The 2,287-nt window shown below is 71.4% G+C and carries 3 protein-coding genes; 2 read left to right on the top strand and 1 reads right to left on the bottom strand.

Features of this window, described 5'->3' with window-relative positions:
- Nucleotides 1-66: 66 nt before the first annotated feature.
- Nucleotides 67-1,209 carry a 4-hydroxyphenylpyruvate dioxygenase gene (gene hppD, locus LJ221_RS20100; RefSeq protein WP_241718126.1) on the bottom strand — a complete coding sequence of 381 codons (1,143 nt, stop codon included), beginning with the start codon at nucleotides 1,207-1,209 and terminating at the stop codon, nucleotides 67-69.
- Nucleotides 1,210-1,330: 121 nt separating this feature from the next.
- On the opposite strand from hppD, the gene LJ221_RS20095 reads away from it, so the two are divergent.
- Both LJ221_RS20095 and LJ221_RS20090 read left to right on the top strand, forming a co-directional pair.
- Nucleotides 1,331-1,816, top strand: a complete 486-nt coding sequence (locus tag LJ221_RS20095) for an Lrp/AsnC family transcriptional regulator (protein ID WP_241718125.1) — start codon at nucleotides 1,331-1,333, stop codon at nucleotides 1,814-1,816.
- 235 nt (nucleotides 1,817-2,051) lie between these two features.
- Nucleotides 2,052-2,287, top strand: a 236-nt coding sequence (locus tag LJ221_RS20090; RefSeq protein WP_241718124.1) for a DUF2510 domain-containing protein, incomplete at its 3' end; no start/stop codon positions are given.

Here is a 2,287-nt window from a genome sequence, read left to right as displayed (position 1 = left end):
GCCCCGCCGTCAGGTGGGCGGGGCCGCGGGGGCGTGCGGGGGCCGTGTCAGGCACGGGGGCGGGGCTCAGAGGTTGCCGCGCCGCTCCTGCTCGCGCTCGATGGCCTCGAACAGGGCCTTGAAGTTCCCCTTGCCGAAGCCCATGGAGCCGTGGCGCTCGATCATCTCGAAGAACACCGTCGGGCGGTCCTGCACCGGCTTGGTGAAGATCTGCAGCAGGTAGCCGTCCTCGTCACGGTCGGCGAGGATCTTCAGCTCGCGCAGTTCCTCGATCGGCACCCGGGTCTCGCCGACCCACTCGCCCAGGGTGTCGTAGTAGGAGTCGGGGGTCTCCAGGAACCGCACGCCGGCGGCGCGCATGGCCCGCACCGTGGCGACGATGTCGTTGGTGGCGAGCGCGATGTGCTGCACCCCAGGGCCGCCGTAGAACTCCAGGTACTCGTCGATCTGGGACTTCTTCCTGGCGATCGCGGGCTCGTTGAGCGGGAACTTCACCTTGCGCCTGCCGTCGGCCACGACCTTGGACATCAGCGCGGAGTACTCGGTGGCGATGTCGTCGCCCACGAACTCCTTCATGTTGGTGAAGCCCATGACCTTGTTGTAGAAGGTCACCCATTCGTCCATCTTCCCCAGCTCGACGTTGCCGACGCAGTGGTCGACGGCCTGGAAGAAGCGGGGGCCGGGTTCGACGATGGGCTCCGCAGCGGTGAAGCCGGGCAGGTAGGGGCCGTCGTAGCCGGAGCGCTCCACCAGCGTGTGGCGGGTCTCGCCGTAGGTGGCGATGGCGGCCAGCACGACGGTGCCGTGCTCGTCCTTGACCTCGTAGGGCTCCTCCAGGCCGGTGGCGCCGTGCTCGATGGCGTAGGCGTACGCGGCCCGCGCGTCCGGCACCTCGATGGCCAGGTCCACCACGCCGTCGCCGTGTGCGGCGACATGCTCGGCGAGGAACCGGCCGCGCTCGGTGGCCGGCTTGATGACTGACGTGAGGACGAAGCGGGCGGAGCCCGACTCCAGGACGTAGGAGGCGGTTTCGCGGCTGCCGTTCTCGGGGCCGGAGTAGGCCACGAGCTTCATGCCGAAGGCCGTGGAGTAGTAGTGCGCGGCCTGCTTGGCGTTGCCCACGGCGAAGACGACCGCGTCCATCCCCTTCACCGGGAAGGGATCGGCCTGCCGGGCGGTGCTGGGGGTGCTGTGCGTGGTCTCAGTCATGGGCGCAGGCTCCCGCTGTTCCACAAGATGCGCAATAGTTCATGTGAAGCCTGAGCAATATGTACAGTAGACCTGCTGTCCGTCCGGACGATCTGTACAGTATGACCACCGGGAGGTCCGCATGGGCATCGACGAGCTGGACGGCCGGCTGCTGGAGCTCCTCGCCGCCGAACCGCGCATCGGCGTGCTGGAGGCGTCCCGTCGGCTGGGGGTGGCCCGGGGCACCGTGCAGGCGCGGCTGGACCGGCTGCAGGCCGGCGGGGTGATCCGCGGCTTCGGCCCCGACGTCGATCCCGCGGCCATCGGCTACCCGGTCACCGCCTTCGCCACACTGGAGATCCGGCAGGGGCAGGGCCGCGACGTACGGGCGCACCTGGCGACCGTCCCGGAGGTGCTGGAGCTGCACACCATCACTGGCCGCGGCGACATGCTCTGCCGTCTGGTGGCCCGCTCCAACGCCGATCTCCAGCGGGTGATCGACAAGGTGGTGGGGTTCGAGGGCATCGTGCGGGCCTCCACGGCCATCGTCATGGAGAACCCGGTGCCGCTGCGGATCGTCCCGCTGGTGCGCCAGGCGGCCGGAGACGCCGGCCGGCCCCCGTCCTGACGCCCGCCCCGCGGCCCCCGCACCCATGGGAACGGGCGTGATGCGTCCGGCGCGGCGCGTCCCGCACGGCGCGCCGCGGGCTCCCGGTGTCGCTGGATGGTGGCGGGGTCGCCGGTGGCCGGGGCGAGGAGCGTCCCGTCTCTGGTAGATGTGGAGCCAGCGCTCCCCGGTCTCGCCGCCGGACGGGGAGCGGCACACGCCACAGCGACGGCCGAGCAGATACGGGACCGGACACATGAGCGCCCCTCCGTCAGCATCCGCCAACGGCAGCCCGGGCCCGGGCTACTACCCCGATCCGTCCATTCCGGGATACATCCGCTACTGGAACGGCGCCGCGTGGGTGCCGGGGACGAGCCGTCCCGAGCCCCGCGAGGGCGAACCGGTGCCCGCGGCGCCCCCCGGCGTGGTGGTGCATGCCCCGCCCGCCGGACCCGCGGCCGGCTCCCCGGCGCCGACTGCGCCCTCCGCGCC

Source organism: Streptomyces sp. CNQ085, from assembly GCF_022614595.1.
Lineage (GTDB): Bacteria > Actinomycetota > Actinomycetes > Streptomycetales > Streptomycetaceae > Streptomyces.
Note: the sequence above shows the minus strand (reverse complement) of the source record. Positions and strands in the feature narration are given on the sequence as shown.